14 protein-coding genes are annotated in these 16,279 nt (G+C 34.6%); 13 read left to right on the forward strand and 1 reads right to left on the reverse strand.

All coding sequences use genetic code 11. From position 1 onward, the window contains the following. Window positions 1–23: 23 nt before the first annotated feature. The 13 genes from hemE to FUA22_RS11040 all read left to right on the forward strand — a co-directional run bounded on the left by hemE (window position 24) and on the right by FUA22_RS11040 (window position 13,870). Window positions 24–1,049 (forward strand): uroporphyrinogen decarboxylase, encoded by a 1,026-nt coding sequence (hemE, locus tag FUA22_RS10980; RefSeq protein WP_147768258.1) that lies wholly within the window; start codon window positions 24–26, stop codon window positions 1,047–1,049. A 49-nt stretch (window positions 1,050–1,098) separates the two neighbouring features. After that, window positions 1,099–1,857, forward strand: coding sequence for an EI24 domain-containing protein (locus tag FUA22_RS10985; protein ID WP_147768260.1), 759 nt, complete (start codon window positions 1,099–1,101; stop codon window positions 1,855–1,857). Next, the gene (locus FUA22_RS10990; protein WP_147768262.1) at window positions 1,847–2,389 is read left to right on the forward strand and encodes a GNAT family N-acetyltransferase; all 543 of its coding nucleotides are present in this window, start codon (window positions 1,847–1,849) and stop codon (window positions 2,387–2,389) included. Before FUA22_RS10985 ends, FUA22_RS10990 begins: the two co-directional genes overlap by 11 nt. Window positions 2,390–2,391: 2 nt before the next feature. Beyond that, window positions 2,392–3,300 (forward strand): oxygen-dependent coproporphyrinogen oxidase, encoded by a 909-nt coding sequence (gene hemF, locus FUA22_RS10995; protein ID WP_147768264.1) that lies wholly within the window; start codon window positions 2,392–2,394, stop codon window positions 3,298–3,300. A gap of 11 nt (window positions 3,301–3,311) precedes the next feature. Further along, window positions 3,312–4,301, forward strand: a complete 990-nt coding sequence (gene hemB, locus FUA22_RS11000) for a porphobilinogen synthase (RefSeq protein WP_147768266.1) — start codon at window positions 3,312–3,314, stop codon at window positions 4,299–4,301. 3 nt (window positions 4,302–4,304) lie between these two features. After that, window positions 4,305–4,697 carry a c-type cytochrome gene (locus tag FUA22_RS11005; RefSeq protein ID WP_170309898.1) on the forward strand — a complete coding sequence of 131 codons (393 nt, stop codon included), beginning with the start codon at window positions 4,305–4,307 and terminating at the stop codon, window positions 4,695–4,697. A gap of 19 nt (window positions 4,698–4,716) precedes the next feature. Beyond that, window positions 4,717–5,829, forward strand: coding sequence for a CNNM domain-containing protein (locus tag FUA22_RS11010; protein WP_147768270.1), 1,113 nt, complete (start codon window positions 4,717–4,719; stop codon window positions 5,827–5,829). Further along, a complete protein-coding gene (locus tag FUA22_RS11015) occupies window positions 5,829–6,302 on the forward strand; it encodes a methylated-DNA--[protein]-cysteine S-methyltransferase (protein WP_147768272.1) in 474 nt (157 codons plus the stop codon). The genes FUA22_RS11010 and FUA22_RS11015 overlap by 1 nt, the downstream gene beginning before the upstream one ends. 57 nt (window positions 6,303–6,359) lie before the next feature. Continuing rightward, window positions 6,360–8,768: a penicillin acylase family protein gene (locus tag FUA22_RS11020; protein ID WP_147768274.1), complete on the forward strand. Its 2,409-nt coding sequence runs from the start codon at window positions 6,360–6,362 to the stop codon at window positions 8,766–8,768. After that, window positions 8,765–9,124 (forward strand): hypothetical protein, encoded by a 360-nt coding sequence (locus tag FUA22_RS11025; protein ID WP_147768276.1) that lies wholly within the window; start codon window positions 8,765–8,767, stop codon window positions 9,122–9,124. The genes FUA22_RS11020 and FUA22_RS11025 overlap by 4 nt, the downstream gene beginning before the upstream one ends. Then, window positions 9,121–9,834, forward strand: a complete 714-nt coding sequence (locus tag FUA22_RS11030) for a 3'-5' exonuclease (RefSeq protein WP_147768278.1) — start codon at window positions 9,121–9,123, stop codon at window positions 9,832–9,834. The genes FUA22_RS11025 and FUA22_RS11030 overlap by 4 nt, the downstream gene beginning before the upstream one ends. Beyond that, complete coding sequence (locus FUA22_RS11035; protein WP_147768280.1) at window positions 9,834–11,513, forward strand: ABC transporter ATP-binding protein; 1,680 nt, start codon at window positions 9,834–9,836, stop codon at window positions 11,511–11,513. The genes FUA22_RS11030 and FUA22_RS11035 overlap by 1 nt, the downstream gene beginning before the upstream one ends. Window positions 11,514–11,911: 398 nt before the next feature. Continuing rightward, entirely contained in the window at window positions 11,912–13,870 is a 1,959-nt protein-coding gene (locus FUA22_RS11040; protein ID WP_147768282.1) for an acetoacetate--CoA ligase, read from the forward strand. A gap of 8 nt (window positions 13,871–13,878) precedes the next feature. On the opposite strand, the gene FUA22_RS11045 is transcribed toward FUA22_RS11040, so the two are convergent. Beyond that, window positions 13,879–16,221, reverse strand: a complete 2,343-nt coding sequence (locus FUA22_RS11045) for a penicillin-binding protein 1A (protein ID WP_147768284.1) — start codon at window positions 16,219–16,221, stop codon at window positions 13,879–13,881. Window positions 16,222–16,279 lie beyond the last annotated feature (58 nt).

Below are 16,279 nucleotides of genomic sequence, written 5' to 3' on the forward strand. Positions count from 1 at the left end.
ATTAACCAACAACCAAAAACACTATGATAAAGAACGATTTATTTTTAAGAGCTTTAAAGGGAGAAACTGTAGACCGTCCTCCAGTATGGATGATGCGTCAAGCAGGTCGTTATTTACCAGAATTCATTGCCATTCGTGAGAAGTATGATTTCTTTACAAGATGTCGTACTCCGGAGTTAGCAAGTGAAATTACGGTGCAACCCATCCGAAGATATGGAATGGATGCCGCTATTTTATTTAGTGATATTTTGGTGATTCCTCAAGCCATGAATATTGAGGTGCAAATGAAACCAAATTTCGGGCCTTACTTGCCAAATCCGGTACGCACTCAAAAAGATGTTGATAATGTAGTAGTACCCGATGTAACAGTAGAATTAGATTACGTATATCAAGCCATAAAAGCTACCAAAGAATTATTGAATGATGACATTCCACTAATTGGTTTTGCGGGTTCTCCATGGACCATTTTATGTTACTGCGTGCAAGGTCAAGGGAGTAAAACGTTTGATAAAGCCAAGGAATTCTGTTTTACAAATCCAATAGCTGCACATCAATTACTTCAAAAAATTACGGATACCACCATTGCATATTTAAAAGAAAAAGTGAAAGCCGGTGTAAATGCAGTTCAAGTATTTGATTCTTGGGGAGGTATGTTATCACCAACAGATTATCAAGAGTTTTCATGGCAATACATCAATCAGATTATTGAAGCTTTAAAAGATGATGCTCCTGTAATTGCATTTGGTAAAGGGTGTTGGTTTGCATTGGGGGAAATGGCAAGAAGTAATGCTGCGGCATTAGGTGTAGACTGGACATGTTCTCCACAGAATGCCCGTTATTTAACTGGCGGAAATATAACGCTACAAGGTAATTTTGACCCATCAAGATTACTATCTCCACCAGCCGAAATTAAAAAAATGGTCACCCAAATGATTGACGCTTTTGGAAAAGATAAATACGTAGTAAACCTTGGTCATGGTATTTTACCTAACATTCCATTAGATCATGCTAAAGCATTTATAGATGCTGTAAAAGAATACGGAAGTTAATTGTAACACAAAGTGTGATATGCTTACTTATAGCTGTAAAATTTAAGTTATGATTAAAAACATATCTTCAGGAATAAAAGCGTACTTCGGTGCATTTAATTTAATATCCAAGTTAAAACTTTGGAAGTTTTTTGCAGTACCAATGCTTATTAGCTTTGTAACTGCCATTACCATTTTTTGGTCGGCCTATGGCTTATCAGATAATATTGGTGGTTTCATTTCAAAAATATGGGTTTGGGATTGGGGTCATGATACTTTTGCTACAATTAGTAATTTTATTGGTGGACTAATAATTTTAGTCATTGGTCTTATTCTTTTTAAGCACATCATAATGGCATTATCAGCGCCATTTATGAGTCCGGTTTCAGAGAAAATTGAAGCTCATTTCACTGGTAGAATCAATCAAAACTATAGAGACACTTCATTTGCACAACAGCTTTGGCGTGGTATCCGTATTAATGTTCGTAATTTATTTATGGAGTTGCTTTTAACAATTCCACTTTTGCTGCTCAAATTTATCCCCGTAGTTAATATATTTTCTACTGCAATTTTATTTTTACTTCAAGCCTATTATGCTGGTTTTGGTAATATGGATTATACTTTAGAACGTCATTATAAGTACACTCAAAGCATAGCATTTGTTAGAAGAAACAGGGGGTTAGCTATTGGTAACGGCATTGTGTTTTTATTGTTTTTATTAATACCAATTATAGGTGTTATTTTGGTGCTTCCGCTATCTGTAACAGCGGCATCAGTAAGAACCATAGAGGCTTTAAAACTAAAAAACAACTTACCTCATGCGGTTTGATTTTGATACTTTTTATATAGAACCCATTCAAATTCAAGACGCTTGGAATATTTGCAATTTTGTTACGGCCAATGAAGACAGATTAAAACGTTATTTTCCTAAGACTTTAGAACAGAATTTATCCCCAGATCTTTCAAAAATATTTGCAGATAAAAAAGTAAAACAGTTTAAGCTAAAACAAGAATTTTTATTCACTATTAAAGAAAACCAACCCAATAACCTTATCGGGCTTATTTATTTAAAATCACTTGATTGGGGCAGAAAACAAGGGGAGTTTGCCTACTGCGTCCATTATGGATTTGAAGGGAAAGGCATCACTTCTCAAGCTATTAAGATTTTATCAGAATTTGCGTTTGAAACCGTAGGTTTGGAGAGCATTCAAATAATTGTTTACAAAACCAATTACGGCAGTGTAAAAGTGGCTGAAAACTGTAATTTTACTTGGATAAAAACTTTAGAAAAAGAACATACTCCACCAGGAGAAGCTCCTATGGATATGGAGCTTTATGAATTATACAAAGAAATTGAATAATTATGAAGGATACATTCTTCCAATATATACATGATTTACAAGACCACATTACCTCTAAACTTGAAGAAGTTGACGGGAAAGCGAAATTTCAAGAAGACATTTGGAAACGACCTGAAGGTGGCGGCGGACGAACACGCGTGATTCAAAATGGAAATGTATTTGAAAAAGGAGGCGTTAATATTTCTGGTGTTCATGGCAAGCTTCCTAAGTCAATGCAAGCTTATTTCAACGTTGGTGATGTAGATTTTTTTGCTTGTGGACTAAGTTTAGTGCTTCATCCTAAAAGCCCGATGGTTCCAACAGTTCATGCTAATTGGCGTTATTTCGAAATGTACGATCAAGATGGGACTGTTGTAAACCAATGGTTTGGTGGCGGGCAAGATTTAACACCTTATTACCTGTTTGAAGAAGATGCAAAACATTTTCATCAAGTATGTAAAACGGCTTGTGATAAACATAATCCTGAGTTTTATCCAAAGTATAAAGCACGATGCGATGAGTACTTTTATAATACGCATAGAAATGAAGCACGTGGTATTGGTGGTTTATTTTTCGATTATTGCAAGGCTTCAGACGATATGACCATGCAAAACTGGTATAATTTTGTAACCGAAGTAGGTGATAGTTTCCTAGATGCATACGTTCCTATTGTTGAAAAACGAAAAGCTTTATCCTACAATGATGAGCAAAGAAATTGGCAGGAAATCCGTCGCGGACGTTATGTAGAATTCAATTTAGTACATGACAAAGGCACATTATTTGGATTGAAAACTAACGGACGTATTGAAAGCATATTAATGAGCTTACCTCCCCATGTACAATGGGTGTATGACCATCAACCGGAAGTCGGAAGTGAAGAAGAAAAATTATTAGAAGTATTAAAAAACCCAGTAGATTGGGTTAACTTATAAACATTTACGCAATGTATCCACTTAGAAGAAACAGAAGATTAAGAACAAACGAAGCCATTCGCTCCTTAGTTCGTGAAACTGTAATAACACCAAACGATTTTTTAGTACCTCTTTTTGTAGTTGAAGGTAAAGGTATCAAAGATGAAATTCCATCAATGCCTAATTACTTTCGCTATAGTTTAGATTTATTGGAAAACGAAGTGAAAGAACTTTGGAAACTAGGTTTAAAATCGGTGCTACTTTTTGTAAAAGTTCCTGATAGTTTAAAAGATAATAAAGGAACGGAAGCTTTAAACCCTGACGGATTAATGCAACGAGCCGTTAGAACTGTAAAAAATGTATGTCCAGATATGTTGGTTATGACCGATGTAGCTTTAGACCCTTATTCGGCTTATGGACATGATGGTATTATTGAAAACGGACAAATAATGAATGATGTAACCGCCGAAGTTTTAGCAGAAATGAGCATCTCCCATGCACAAGCCGGAGCAGATTTTGTAGCCCCAAGTGATATGATGGATGGACGTATTTTAACCATCCGTGAGGCATTGGAAGATGTGGGTTTTATTAATACGGGTATTATGAGTTATTCCGCTAAATATGCCTCGGCCTTTTACGGTCCATTTCGTGACGCTTTAGATTCTGCTCCAGTTGATTTAGTTGATATTCCAAAAGACAAAAAAACCTATCAGATGGATTATGCTAATCGATTTGAAGCAGTTCGTGAAACTGAAATGGATATTGATGAAGGCGCAGACATTGTTATGGTTAAACCTGGAATTTCGTATTTAGATATTGTACGCGAAATTAAAAATGATGTTGATGTTCCGGTGGCGGTTTATCAGGTATCGGGTGAATATGCCATGATAAAAGCAGCGGCTGAAAAAGGTTGGTTAGATCATGACCAAATTATGATGGAAACCACAATGGCTTTTAAACGTTCTGGCGCAGATATAATCGCCTCTTATTTTGCTAAGGACGTTGTGAAATTATTGTCATAAATCTTGAAGAAAATTGTGTTCATATTTGCTTTAGTAGTTATTTTTGGTCTAGGTTCGCTATATTTTGTAAACAAAAACAGAATTTCAGTCCGTGGTACGCAAGACCCTGAACCCATAAGTTCTATTCGGCAAATTTTGGATGATGATATTTTAGAAGGCAGAAGACAATTCAAAATAAATTGTACTGCTTGTCACAAACTACAAGGAATTGTAGATCCCCCATTGCTGCAAAATAATTTTAAAAACTATAATCTAGAGAAGTTTCAACAGTTTGTAAAAAACGAAAAACGTAATAGGGAGAACATGTTTGGAAACACAGAGTGCATGCCGTTTCCAGATTTATCAGACAAAAAAATAGAATACATTTACAACTATATTGCATATTCCTTAAATTAGCATCAAATACAACCAATTAATGGGACTACTTATTTTTTACGGCGTTATTTCTATTTTCTTTTCGTTTTTATGTTCTATCCTTGAGGCCGTTTTATTAAGTGTTACTCCAACCTTTATAAACGTTAAAAAGAAAGAAAATAAGGCCTATGCCTCAGAATTAGAAACGCTAAAGAATGATGTTGATAGACCGTTAATAGCCATATTAACACTTAACACTATTGCCCATACAGTTGGTGCTATTTTAGTGGGTGTTCAGGCAAAAGTAGCATATGCAGAAATATATGGTTCTCAAACTAAGAGCATTTTAGGAATTGAATATACAGAAGATATTATGGTAGGCGTGGTTTCAACTATCATGACTATATTAATCCTAATTGCTTCTGAAATCATACCAAAAACCATTGGAGCTACGTATTGGAAAAGTCTTGCTAATTTTACTACCAAGGCCTTAAATATTTTAATATTTCCGTTAAAATGGACAGGTGTTTTATGGCTACTACAACTTACAACAAAACTTATTGGAGGCAAAGGGCATCATGGTAGCGTTTTAAGTAGAGAAGACTTTCATGCCATGACAGACATGGCTCATGAGGAGGGCGTGTTTCAAGAATCAGAAAGTAAGGTCATTAAAAATCTTTTAACTTTTAAAGAAGTAAAGGCTAAAGATGTGATGACACCAAGAACCGTTATGAAAATTGAAAGCGAAACTACTACGGTTGAAGAATTCTTCAATAAAAACCTCAACCTTCGCTTTTCTAGAATACCGGTGTATGTAGACTCTGAAGACAATATTAAAGGACTTGTTTTAAAAGATGAAGTGTTTAAAGAAATGGCTTTAGATAACAATGATAAAAAGCTTTCTGAAATTAAGCGTGAAATTATTATTGTAGACCGAAATATGGCCATTCCTAAACTATTTGAACACTTGGTTGAAACCAGAAACCACATGGCTCTTGTAGTTGATGAATATGGAACCGTGAGTGGTTTGGTTACTATGGAAGATGTGATTGAGACCTTACTTGGTCTTGAAATTATGGATGAAAGTGATAATGTTTCAGACCTTCAATTACAAGCCAGAAAAAACTGGGAATCTAGAGCAAAAAAACTAGGCATTCTTAAGGATGAAGAATAATGGAAGAATGTATCGTAAACTCTCCTTTAGGTTACACTAAAATAGTTGGTGATGTAGATGGTATTTCTTCAGTAATCGTTGTTAATTCGGAAGAAAAAATAACTGATATCATTCCAGAAATTTTAGAAGATTGTACCATACAACTTAAAGAATATTTTGAAGGAACTCGTAAAGAATTCAGTCTTAAATTAAACCCATTAGGAACTAACTTTCAGATGAAAGTATGGAAACAGTTAGAACAAATTCCTTATGGAAAATCAATTTCTTATTTAGAACTCTCAAAACAATTGGGTGATCCAAAAGCCATAAGAGCCGTTGCAAATGCCAATGGTAAAAACCCGCTTTGGATAATTGTGCCTTGTCATAGAGTTATTGGTTCAGACGGTAGTTTGACTGGATACGCTGGTGGTTTACACCGTAAACAATGGTTGCTAAATCATGAAAGTCCGTATAAGCAACAATCACTTTTCTAGTGTTTCCTAGTAGAATAGAATTTTACTATCTTTAGTTTCTACATTAAATTCATTTAAATGAAATTTCTTAAGTTGATTCTTTCTGCTTCACTTGTTGTAGCAGTTTTTTATGGTTTAAATAATCAAATAGGTTCTGCTCCCCCAATAGGAAAGTTTTTAAATCCAACTAGTGGTATTTGGCAAAATGAAAAGGATGATTTCGATGTTACCGACGTCCAAATTGAAGGGTTGACGGATAAAGTTACGGTTCACTATGACGAGCATTTAATTCCTCATATTTTCGCGCAAAACGACAAGGATTTATATAGAGCTCAAGGGTATGTTACAGCAAAACACAGGTTATGGCAAATGGAGTTTCAAACCCATGCTTCGGCTGGAAGAATATCGGAAATTATTGGTGAAAAAGGTTTAACCTATGATAGGTCCCAACGCCGAAAAGGAATGGGATATGGAGCCGATGTTTTGGTTAAGAAATGGGGTGCTAATCTAGAAACTAAAAAATTAATTGAAGCCTTTTCAGAAGGCGTTAATAGTTTTATTAATAACTTAAATTCAAAAGATTTACCTGTTGAATATAAGCTGTTAGATTATAAACCAGAACTATGGAGTACTAAAAAGACGGCTTTTTTACTAATGTTTATGACAGATATGCTTTGTGGAGGAGACTCTGATTTAGAATACACCAATGCTTTAAGAGAACTTGGTAAAGAACGGTTTGATTTTCTTTATCCAGATTTTTTTGATTTTCATGACCCTGTTATTCCCAGAGAAACAGATTGGAGTTTCATTAATAAGAAAACAACTGAAACACCTAAAAGTGAACTGCCACTAGACTCTATTACAGAAACCATGGAAAAACCAAACCCTCATAATGGCAGTAATAATTGGGCGGTTGGTCCTAAAAAATCATATTCCGGAAACCCAATATTAGCAAACGACCCACATTTGGGGCTCAACCTACCATCCATTTGGTATGTCATGCAATTAGCAACACCAGAGCACAACTCCTTTGGAGCAACACTTCCTGGAGCTCTGGGTATCATTTCTGGGTTTAATAATCATATTGCTTGGGGCGAAACCAACGCCACCAGAGATGTAAAAGATTGGTATAAAATTGAATTTCAAGACAAGAGCAGAGCCAAATATAAATATGGTGATGGTTGGAAAAATACCAGTGTTAGAGTTGAAGAAATTAAAATTAAAGGAAAGGAATCCTATTTAGATTCGGTTATTTACACACATCATGGGCCAGTAAGTTATGATCATACATTTAAAGGTAAGGGAGAGAAAATAGGTTATGCCATGAAGTGGATAGGACACATGGCAAAAGCAGATTCTTACATTTTCTTAGATTTAAATAAAGGAAAAAACTATAACGATTATTTAAATGCTATTAAAAACTGGGTTGCTCCAGCGCAAAATTTTGTATTCGCTTCAACTGAAGGCGATATTGCGCTTTGGGTTCAAGGTCAATTCCCAAATAAATGGAAAGAACAAGGGAAATTTTTATTGGATGGAAGTAACCCAGACCATGATTGGCAAAGTTTTATTCCTCAAGAATATAATGCACATACAAAAAACCCAGAACGCGGTTTTGTGAGTTCATCAAATCAGTTCCCAACAGATTCAGCTTATCCTTTTTTTGTGTTTAATGATGGGTATGACACTTATAGAAATAGAGTTATTAATGACTATTTCAGAGCTAAAGACAAGTATAATATTCAGGATTTTAAAAAGCTTCAGAACACCAACTTTAATAAAAAAGCTTCAGATTTATTGCCTTATATGTTAAAAAATATGGATGCGTCAACTTTAAATACTGAAGAAAAAGGCCTGTTGAACATTATAAAATCATGGGATTTTAATAGTGAAACAGATATGATTGCACCAAGCATTTGGGATGCATGGTGGACAAACTTAAATAGAATCATTTGGGATGAATACAAAAGAAGTGATGTAGCATTAGTAACGCCTTTTGTTTATCAAACTATTCATTTATTAAAAAATAATCCTGATGATTCTGCAATGGACATTTTGCAAACCCCTGAAAAGGAAAACGCACACGATCTCTTTTTAATCTCATTTAAGCAAGCTGCTAAGGAGCTTCAAGATTGGAAAAGTAAAAATGGAGATTACGCCTGGAGTAAATACAAAGGAACATATGTGAAACACCTTCTACAAGGGCTTCCTGCTTTTTCTCGACATAATATTCCCATTGGCGGAGATAAAAACACAGTAAACGCAGCTGGCAAAAACTGGGGGCCGTCATGGAGAATGATTGTAGAAATGAGCTCTCCTCCTAAAGCTATTGGTATTTATCCTGGGGGACAGTCAGGAAATCCTGGAAGTAAATATTATGATAATTTTATTGATGATTGGGCTGCTGGAAAATATCTTGATTTAAATTTTATGCAAGACCAAAATAATACAGATGGCATTGTAGCAACTCAAAACTTAACACTATGAACAGAAAACTTTTAAATTTTATTGTAACCATAGTTTTGGCGTTTATCTTATCGCAATTTTTGCCATGGTGGTCTATTATGGTTGCAGCTTTCATAACCTCAATTCTTTTAAGTTTAAAAAAAGGAGCTGTGTTTTTTATTCCGTTCTTAGCCAAAGCTTTTTTCTGGATGATTTATGCGTTTTGGTTAAGCTCTTCAAACGACTTTACGCTTGCTAAAAAAATAGCAGTTTTATTTCCTCTTGGAGGAAACCCCTATGTTTTAATACTTGTAACTGGAATTATTGGAGGGATTGCAGCTGGAGTAGCAGGGGTTTTTGGTAAGCAGTGTTCACTTATTTTAAATAACAAAAGATGATTTCAAAACTAAATTTAGAAAACATATTATTTCTGGATATTGAAACCGTTCCGGAACATCAACATTTTTCTGATTTAGATGAAGATAAACAAGCTCTTTGGGAACATAAATCACAATACCAAAGAAAAGATGATTTTACTGCCGAAGAGTTTTACGAGCGTGCCGGTATTTGGGCGGAGTTTGGTAAAATAGTTTGTATTTCGGTTGGGTATTTTAACTTTCAAGGTGACCTTAGAAAGTTTAGAACCACTTCATTTTATGGTGATGAAATCACAATTTTAAAGGACTTTAAAAACCTATTAATTTCTCATTTCAGTCAAACCAAACATTTACTTTGTGCACATAATGGAAAAGAATTCGACTTTCCCTACATTGCGCGCCGTATGATTATTAATGACATTGAATTACCTTATAAACTAAACCTCTTTGGTAAAAAACCTTGGGAAGTTCCGCATTTAGATACTTTAGAATTATGGAAATTTGGTGACTATAAAACTTATACCTCTTTAAAGTTACTCACGAATGTCTTAGGAATTCCATCACCCAAAGACGATATTGATGGTAGTGAAGTTTATAGAGTTTATTATGAAGAGAATGCCATTGATAGAATTATAACTTATTGTGAAAAAGATACCATTGCTGTGGCCCAAATCTTTTTAAGATTGCGAGGTGATGAACTGTTGAATGATGACGAAATACTCCATATTTAATGAAGCATAGCCCCATTTTATCTGTTAAAAACCTTTCCATTTCATTTGGGAGCAATGAAGTGATTCATAACATTTCATATAAATTGAATGAAAATGAAATCTTGGGAATTGTTGGTGAATCTGGATCTGGTAAATCCGTATCTTCTCTAGCTATTTTAGGTTTGTTACCTAAAGGCATTTCAAAAATCACTTCAGGTAGTATTGGTTATAAAGACCAAGATTTAACCACACTATCATCTAAAGTATTTCAAAGTATAAGAGGCAATAAAATTGCCATGATTTTTCAGGAACCTATGAGTTCTTTAAATCCATCTATGACATGTGGAAAACAGGTTTTGGAAATATTGTCGCTGCACACAAATCTATCTAAAGCTGAAGCTAAAAACGAAGTTATTTTACTTTTTGAAAAAGTAAAATTACCGGAACCCAAACGCGTTTTTAAAGCTTATCCTCATGAAATTTCAGGCGGACAAAAGCAACGTGTTATGATTGCCATGGCTATAGCTTGTAAACCAGATATTTTAATTGCTGATGAGCCAACCACGGCTTTAGATGTTACCGTTCAAAAAGATATTATCAAGCTACTTAAAACACTTCAGGAAGAAACCAAAATGAGTGTTATTTTCATTACTCATGATTTGGCGTTAATTTCAGAAATAGCTGATAGAGTTTTGGTAATGTATAAAGGCGAAATTGTTGAAAATGGTGTCGTTTCAAACATATTTAATGCGCCTCAGCATAATTATACGAAAGCACTTATTAACTCCAGACCATCTTTAGATACTAGATTAAAGGTATTACCAACCATCCAAGATTATTTAGATGATTCTATTTCAAAAGAAATAATAACAAGTGAACAACGCAGGCTACAACATGAAAAAATATACAGCAAGTCTCCTCTTTTGGAGGTTTTAAATGTTGATAAAACCTATTTTTCAAAATCTGGGTGGTTCTCCAAACCTAAAGCGTTTAAAGCTGTAAACAATGTTAGTTTTAAACTTTATAAAGGCGAAACTTTAGGGTTAGTTGGTGAATCTGGTTGCGGAAAATCTACTTTAGGAAATGCCATTCTTCAATTAGATAAGGCTACTTCGGGAGGAATTATATATAATGGCATTGACATTACTGCGCTTTCAAAAAATGAGGTTAAAAAACTTCGGAAAGACATTCAAATTATATTTCAAGACCCGTATTCTTCATTAAACCCAAGAATCCCTGTTGGTGAAGCTATTATGGAACCCATGAGAGTGCATAAACTGTTTAATTCGGATAAAGAACGAAAAGAAAGAGTGATTGAAATTTTGGATAGAGTTGGGTTATCTGAAGTGTATTTTAATCGTTATCCTCACGAATTTTCAGGTGGCCAAAGACAACGTATTGGTATTGCAAGAACCATTGCACTTGAACCTAAATTAATTGTTTGTGATGAATCCGTTTCAGCGTTAGATATATCTGTCCAAGCACAAGTCTTAAACTTACTGAATGAGCTTAAAGAAGATTTCGGTTTTACATATATATTTATTTCACACGATTTAGCAGTGGTTAAATATATGTCTGACCAACTATTGGTAATGAATCAAGGTGAAATTGAGGAACTCAATGATGCCGATAGAATCTATAACAATCCCAAGAAAAATTACACCAAAAAATTAATTGATGCCATTCCTAAAGGCATTTAAAACATAAATGTTTTTTTTGTTAAGTAGAATAGACTTTTAAAAAAACGCACATTCTCTTGAAGCGTCTCTTTAAATTTGTTTTCACTTAAGCTAGGTGGTTCAGGTAGATTTGGTTCAAATGTAGGCAATTCAGGTAGATTTGGTTCCATTTTGTTGTAGGTTAAGTTCATGGCAGATTTGGAATTATCTATAATTTGGTTTGGTTGATTTGGGGACTGCTAATATGAAACATTTTTTCAATAAAACAGATTAAAAACATAATTTATCGATGAAATGCTTATTTTTTTAACATTTTTATCGGTGTTACTGTCTCCTTATTACAAAACCCCTGCTTTTCCTATCAATTTAAACTGTATAGAAATCTTTATATTTGATTCAAGAAAACCACTTTACTTTTTATGAAAAAACTTTGGGAGGCTTCAGGCACATTCAAACAGAAAAGTCATTTAACAGCATATTGCAATTGGCTTAAAAGAAATCAAGGTTTGTCATTTAACAATTACCAAGATTTATGGGATTGGTCTATTGAAAATATCGAGGACTTTTGGGTAAGCATTTGGAATTATTTCAAAATAAAATCTCATTCTCAATATAATCAAGTTTTATCATCTTACAACATGCCAAATTGTACATGGTTTGGAGGTGCTACATTAAATTATTCAGAACATATTTTTAGACAATCTAAACCTAGTCAAACAGCAATATATTTTAGTAATGAATCTGGAATAAACATTGAAATTTCGTGGCAGGAGTTGGAAGAAAAAGTAGCTTCTATGGTAAGCTATTTAAAATCTTTAGGGGTTAAAAGAAAGGATACTGTGGTGGCTTTTCTACCTAATGTACCTGAAGCAACTATAGCTTTTTTAGCTGTAAACAGCTTAGGAGCTATTTGGTCTAGTACGTCTCCAGATTTTGGGACAGAAAGTGTGGTAAACCGGTTTGCACAAATAGAACCTAAAGTTTTAATTGCCGTAGATGGGTACAGCTATAACGGAAAACCTTATGATAAAACGAATACTGTAAAAGAAATTGTTGCTTCGCTTCCTACTCTAAAAAAGGTTATTCTACTACCTTACATAAATGAAAATGCTCTTGATAATTTTTCAGACGCTTATGAAGACATAAATACTATTTTTAAAATTGATGGTGGCACATTACAGTTTCAACCAGTAGATTTTAATCATCCAATTTGGGTATTATATTCTTCTGGAACTACCGGATTACCAAAAGCTATTGTACACTCTCATGGAGGTATTCTCCTAGAACATTTTAAGTATATGGCTTTCCATAATGATGTGCACGAGGGTGAACGGTATTTCTGGTTTACAACAACCGGGTGGATGATGTGGAATTTTTTACAATCGGCATTACTTATGGGGGCTTCTATTGTATTATACGATGGGTGCCCAACCTATCCTAAATTTGACTCACTTTGGAACTTTTCAGATGATTTAAGTATCAATCATTTTGGAACAAGTGCGCCTTATTTGGTAGCAAATATGAAGAAGCAAATTGATATTAAAAAGGCACACAACCTATCATCTATTAGATCCATTAGTTCTACAGGGGCACCATTACCAGCAGAGGCTTTTGATTATGTTTACAACCACATTAAAAATGATGTTTGGTTATGCTCTATGGCCGGTGGAACAGATGTTTGTACTGCCTTTGTTGGTGGCACACCGTTTTACAATGTTCGCTCCGGAGAGATTCAATGTCGTGCTTTAGGAGTATCGTTATATGCCTTAGATGATTTAGGCAATACTGTTGAAGATGATTTAGGAGAAATGGTCATTAACAAACCCATGCCTTCAATGCCAATTTACTTTTGGAACGACAAAGACAATGCTCGTTACAAATCGAGTTATTTTGAAGATTATCCAGGGAAATGGAGACATGGTGATTTTATAAAAATAAATTCTATAACAAATGGACTTACTATTTATGGACGCTCTGATGCCACTTTAAATAGGCATGGAATTAGAATTGGTACTAGTGAAATTTATAGCGCCGTAAATAAAATTAAAGCTATAGAAGATTCCTTAATAATAAATCTTGAATTAGAAGGAGGTAAACATTTCATGCCCTTATTTGTAAAACTTAAAAATGGTTATGGGTTATCTGAGGAAATTAAAACAAAAATCAATAAGCAACTAAAAAGTGATTATTCTCCCAGACATGTGCCAGATGAAATTATTGAAGTACAAGACATACCCTATACCATTAGTGGAAAGAAAATGGAAGCTCCGATTAAGAAAATATTGCTAAAAATGCCAATAGAGAAATCTATAAACATTGATGCCATGCGTAATCCTGAATCGGTGCAATTCTTTATTGAGTTTGCTAAAAAGATTTAGAAGACCTTCTAAAACTCTAATTCTTCTGGTACCTCATCAGAATCAAGGTCTAAAACACTTTTTTTGGTAATTTTAGAACAATCAACCTCAATTGATAATTCTTCTGGTTCCTCAAACTCTTCTGTTGATACATTTAAAGTTTCATCAGCATAACAACTCTTCATATATAAACCCCAAATAGGTAGTGCCATTGACGCTCCTTGTCCGTAAGTTATACTTGCAAAATGTGCCGCACGATCTTCTGCCCCTACCCAAACACCTGTAACTAAATTTGGCACCATACCCATAAACCAGCCATCACTTTGGTTCTGGGTTGTACCGGTTTTTCCAGCTATTGGGTTAGTAAATTCATAGGGGTAACCTGTAACTACCTCTCTATAATCAGCTCTATATGCATCAGCTCCTTTCGTTCTCAAACGTGCCCCAGAACCATGTTTAGTAACACCTTCCATTAATTTTACAGCTACATAGGCAGTCTCTTCACTTAAAACATCGCGAGTTTGTGGTTTAAACTGATAAAGTAGTGTGCCATTTTTATCTTCAATAGTGGTTACCATTACCGGTTTTGTGTAAACTCCTTTATTTGCAAACGCAGAATAAGCCCCAACCATTTCATAAACACTTATGTCTGGTGTTCCTAAAGCAATAGCAGGGGTAGGAAGCATATCTGATTCAACACCTAATTTCTTTGCTAAATCTACAACAGGTTGCGGCCCTACTTTATCAATTAATCGGGCTGTAATAGTATTTACAGAATTAGCCAACGCATTTTGCAAGGTTCTGGTTCCTCCATAATCATTTTCACCGCCAGAGTTTCTTGGGCACCATTCTTCTGGGTTCCCATATTTATTTGCTTCAATACAAAAAGGCGTATCTGGAAACTCGTCACAAGGCGAGTAATGTAATTGGTCAATAGCCGCTGTATATACAAATGGCTTAAAAGTTGATCCAATTTGACGCTTGCCTTGTTTCACCATGTCGTACTGAAAATGTCTGTAATTCATACCGCCAACCCAAGCTTTTACATGTCCGGTATTAGGATCCATAGACATCATGCCCGTTCTTAAAAATGACTTGTAATAACGCATTGAATCCCATGGTTTCATAACCGTATCAACTTCACTAGCAACACCATCTTTCCATTCAAAAACAGTCATTTTTGTTGGTTTATGGAAAGAAGCTTTAATTTCATCATCTTTCTTTTTAAGATCATATTTCATATGCCTCCAACGCTCTGATTGTTTCACGGCATTGCGCATCAATGTATCAATAGCGCCGCGAGTTATTTCTAAAAATGGCGCTGTAGGATTGCGTTTAGGCGTATTCTGATGAAAAAACTCAGCTTGAAGCCTGGGCATATGCTGTTGTACAGCATCCTCAGCATACTTTTGCATGCGCGAATCTATTGTAGTATAAATTTTCAAACCATCATTGTACAGGTTATATTTTGTGCCATCAGGTTTAGGATTATCTTTTATCCATTCTTTCATAAAACCATCTAAATACCCTCTAAAATAAGTTGCTAACCCTTCTCTGTGAGATTCCGGCGTATAATTTATATCTAACTCGGTCTTTTGCAATGAATCTTTTAAAGCTTCAGTTATGTACTCATATTTATACATTTGCCCCAACACAACATTCCGCCTTTTCTTTGTTAACTCTTCACGTCTCCTAGGGTTAAATAAAGAAGAATTCTTAAACATCCCTACTAACATCGCAGATTCTTTTAAAGATAACTCCATTGGTTCCTTGCCAAAATAAATACGCGCTGCACTTCTAATACCATCAGCATTATTTAAAAAGTCATATATGTTACAATACTGTGCAACAATTTCCTCCTTGGTATATTGTTTCTCTAGTCGAATAGCTATTATCCATTCTTTAATCTTTTGTATAATTCTGCCAACCGTATTTTTCGACCCTTCTCCATGAAACAACTGTTTTGCTAATTGTTGCGAAATGGTACTAGCACCTCCCCCTTTTCCAAGTTTTACGATTGCCCTCAAAGTACCTCTAGCATCAATACCAGAGTGATCATGAAACCTAGCGTCTTCAGTGGCAATTAATGCCTCAACTAGATGTTTTGGCAACTCATTGTAACCTACAGGTGTTCTATTATCATTAAAGTAAAACTTTCCTAAGGTTTGTCCATCAGAAGAAATAATTTCTGTAGCTAAATTTGTTCTTGGATTTTCTAAAACCGTATGATCGGGCATTTCCCCGAACACACCCAAAGAAGCCAATAAAAACACAAGTACTATTGACAAAATACCTCCTGAAAATAAAATCCAAAACAAACGTATGTATTTTGAAAAATTGGGAGTTGTGGATTTTTGTTTTTTTGTTTTCATTTAAAAAACTAGATTTTTGTTTTTCACTTTAATAACTTTTCGATACAATTTAGATACA

Source organism: Seonamhaeicola maritimus, from assembly GCF_008056315.1.
GTDB lineage: Bacteria > Bacteroidota > Bacteroidia > Flavobacteriales > Flavobacteriaceae > Seonamhaeicola > Seonamhaeicola maritimus.

Bases quoted from the DNA above. Each gene is read 5' to 3' on its own strand.
- hemE (WP_147768258.1), top strand. From the start codon at position 24: ATGATAAAGAACGATTTATTTTTAAGAGCTTTAAAGGGAGAAACTGTA.
- FUA22_RS10985 (WP_147768260.1), top strand. From the start codon at position 1,099: ATGATTAAAAACATATCTTCAGGAATAAAAGCGTACTTCGGTGCATTT.
- FUA22_RS10990 (WP_147768262.1), top strand. From the start codon at position 1,847: ATGCGGTTTGATTTTGATACTTTTTATATAGAACCCATTCAAATTCAA.
- hemF (WP_147768264.1), top strand. From the start codon at position 2,392: ATGAAGGATACATTCTTCCAATATATACATGATTTACAAGACCACATT.
- hemB (WP_147768266.1), top strand. From the start codon at position 3,312: ATGTATCCACTTAGAAGAAACAGAAGATTAAGAACAAACGAAGCCATT.
- FUA22_RS11010 (WP_147768270.1), top strand. From the start codon at position 4,717: ATGGGACTACTTATTTTTTACGGCGTTATTTCTATTTTCTTTTCGTTT.
- FUA22_RS11015 (WP_147768272.1), top strand. From the start codon at position 5,829: ATGGAAGAATGTATCGTAAACTCTCCTTTAGGTTACACTAAAATAGTT.
- FUA22_RS11020 (WP_147768274.1), top strand. From the start codon at position 6,360: ATGAAATTTCTTAAGTTGATTCTTTCTGCTTCACTTGTTGTAGCAGTT.
- FUA22_RS11025 (WP_147768276.1), top strand. From the start codon at position 8,765: ATGAACAGAAAACTTTTAAATTTTATTGTAACCATAGTTTTGGCGTTT.
- FUA22_RS11030 (WP_147768278.1), top strand. From the start codon at position 9,121: ATGATTTCAAAACTAAATTTAGAAAACATATTATTTCTGGATATTGAA.
- FUA22_RS11035 (WP_147768280.1), top strand. From the start codon at position 9,834: ATGAAGCATAGCCCCATTTTATCTGTTAAAAACCTTTCCATTTCATTT.
- FUA22_RS11040 (WP_147768282.1), top strand. From the start codon at position 11,912: ATGAAAAAACTTTGGGAGGCTTCAGGCACATTCAAACAGAAAAGTCAT.
- FUA22_RS11045 (WP_147768284.1), bottom strand. From the start codon at position 16,221: ATGAAAACAAAAAAACAAAAATCCACAACTCCCAATTTTTCAAAATAC.